The 2504-nt window shown below is 78.1% G+C and carries 2 protein-coding genes and 1 pseudogene; all 3 read right to left on the bottom strand.

Annotation, left to right across the window (positions count from 1 at the left end):
- Nucleotides 1-474, bottom strand: a pseudogene (locus tag PYV61_RS24080) (hypothetical protein); the annotation flags it as partial.
- Nucleotides 475-480: 6 nt separating this feature from the next.
- Complete coding sequence (locus tag PYV61_RS24075) at nt 481-1392, bottom strand: trypsin-like peptidase domain-containing protein (RefSeq protein WP_275836416.1); 912 nt, start codon at nt 1390-1392, stop codon at nt 481-483.
- Between the two features lie 2 nt (nt 1393-1394).
- On the bottom strand, nt 1395-2312 hold the full coding sequence (locus tag PYV61_RS24070; protein ID WP_275836415.1) for a trypsin-like peptidase domain-containing protein: 918 nt from the start codon (nt 2310-2312) through the stop codon (nt 1395-1397).
- Between the last annotated feature and the right edge of the window lie 192 nt (nt 2313-2504).

Raw genomic sequence — 2504 nt, 5'->3', positions numbered from 1 at the left:
CACCCCCGCCGCCGCCGCCTCGACGGCCGCCGACAGCGCCCCGCCCCCCACGTCGCTCGGCAGGACGGCCCGCACCCCCGCCCGCAGCGCGGCCAGGGGGTCGGCCAGCGGCGCCGGCGCCGGATCCCCCCGGTCCACCAGCAGCACCAGCGCCGGCGGGGGCGCCCCCTCCCGCAGCGGCTCGACGCCGCGGCGCAGCAGCGGCTCCACCGCCCCGGCGGCGTCCAGCACCCAGACGACGACGTCGGCGTCCCAGTCGGCCGCCCGGTCGAACGCCGCGTCCACGGCGTCGGCGCCACCGTCGGCCACCCCGGCGCCGACCACGACGAGCCCCACCCGGTCGGCCAGGAGCGCCTCAAGCCCCGCGCGCACGACGGGCGAGCCGGCGAGGAGCGCCACCCGGATCACGGGCGCGCCCTCGCCGCGCAGGTCGTCGCGGAGCGACGGCAGCTCAGGGGCAAGCGTGGATGTCATCGGGGCTTACGCCGCCCACCTCGTGTGATGCGTGAAGATCGTCGCGGGGAGCGTCAGCGTGCGCTGCCGCCCGGCCCGCCCGATCGCCAGCCGCGGCGCCCGCCCCGCCGGGACGGTCGCCAGCGCCGCGGCCAGGTCCCCGGGCTCGCGCAGCGCGCGCCCGTCCAGCGAGAACAGTACGTCGCCGGGGAGCACGCCCGCCGACTCCGCGGGGAGCCCGGGCGCCACCTCGAGGACGAGCAGCGCCGGCGACTCCTCGCCGTCGCGCGGCCGGACCCGCACCGTCCGCACCGTCACCCCGAGCCGCAGTCGGGGGTTCAGGGCGTCGGCCAGCGCCCGCGCACGGTCGATCGGGACGGCGTACCCCAGACCGCCGGCGATGAGCGTGTTGATCCCGATTACCCGCCCCGCCGCGTCGGCCAGCGGCCCGCCCGAGTTGCCGGGCGCCAGTCGGATGTCGGCGCACAGCAGCCGCTGCTTCCCGTCCGCGCCGAGGTGGCGCAGGAGTGGCGCCCGGGTGCCGTGGTACACGCCCATCGCCAGCGCGTTCGAGATCCCCAGCGGATGGCCGAAGGCGAGCACCATCCCGCCCGGGCGGAGCGCGGCGGGGTCGCCGACGGGGGCGGGGACGAGGGGCGCCGGCCCCGGGTCGACGCGGAGGACCGCGAGGTCGTGCGCCGGATCGCGGGCGACCGTGCGCGCGGCCAGCCGGCGCCCGTCGGCCAGGTCGACCAGGGTGCGGTCGGCGCGGGCGACGTGGGGGTTGGTGACCAGCAGCCCGTCGGCCGACCAGACCACCGCGGCGCCCTGCCCCTCGGGGCCGTTGGCGGCGTTGCGGCGGCCAGCGGACCGCACGATGGCGGTGCTCTGGCAAAGTGCTGTCGCGATCCGATCCAGCTCGTCGTCGAGGGCCGTCATAGTCAGCGGCGCCCCGGGTGCTCGTCCACCGTGACATGGACCGTGCGGCGCTCCCCGGCACGGAGCACCTCCGCGTCGATCGCGCGGCCGACCGAGTCGGCGCCGAGCGCGGAGAGGACGTCGGTCACGTCCTCGGTCGGGGTGTCGCCCAGGCGGAGGACGACGTCGCCGAGGAGGAGTCCGGCGCGGTCGGCCGGCGAGCCCGGCTCGACGGCGACCAGCATCAGCGCCTGGGCCTGCTGGCGTCCCGCGTCGGCCAGCTCGCGCCGGACCGCCTCGGGGAGCTTGACCGCCTGGGCGCCGATCCCGAGCCAGCCGCGGCGGGTGCGGCCGCCGGCCAGCAGGTGGTCGACCACGCGCTCGACCGTCGGCACCGGGATGGTGAGTGCGCCGGCGCGGGCGAGGGCGGAGGTGTTGACCCCGGCCACTCGGCCGGCGCCGTCGACCAGGGGGCCGCCGGAGAAGCCGTCGTGGATCGCGACGTCGAGGCGGACGAACCGGTCGATCTGGCCGCCCTGCCAGGTGCGGAACGCCGGCCCGACGGCCGAGACCGCGCCGAGCGCCGCGGAGAGCTCGGGCCCCGGCCGACCGACGGCGAGCACCAGTTGGCCGACGCGCAGCGGGTCGCGGGCCAGGCGCGCCGGTTCGGCGCCGGCCGAGTCGTCGACCCGCAGCACGCACAGGTCGGTGCCCGGGTCGCGGCCGACCACGTTCCCGCGGACCTTCCGTCCGTCGGGGAGGGTGACGCCCACGTCCTCGTCCTTGTGGACGGTGTGGTGGGTGGCGACGACGACGTCCGGGCGCCAGAGGATCCCGCTCGCCGGGATGCGGCGCCGGGCGTGGACGGCGACGACGGAGCGCCCGGCGGCGTCGGTGGCGTCGGCGAGGTCGGTCGAGAGCTGCTCGAGCAGGGTGGGCATCGGAGGTGGGGTCGGGGACTGTCCTCACGGTGCCGTCGGCCGGATCCCCGGGCCATCGGAAGAACGGGGGGGAGGAGGAGGGGTGAATGGGGGAGGGGGTCCTGCGACCTGCGACCTGCGACCTCACGGCCGCTCCTGGGTCGCAGGTCGCAGGTCGCAGGTCGCAGGTCGCAGGTCGCAGGTCGCAGGTCG

Source organism: Roseisolibacter sp. H3M3-2 (assembly GCF_029211165.1).
In the GTDB taxonomy this organism is placed as follows: domain Bacteria; phylum Gemmatimonadota; class Gemmatimonadetes; order Gemmatimonadales; family Gemmatimonadaceae; genus Roseisolibacter.
The sequence above is the reverse complement of the archived record's forward strand: the minus strand, read 5'-3'. Positions and strand labels throughout refer to the sequence as shown.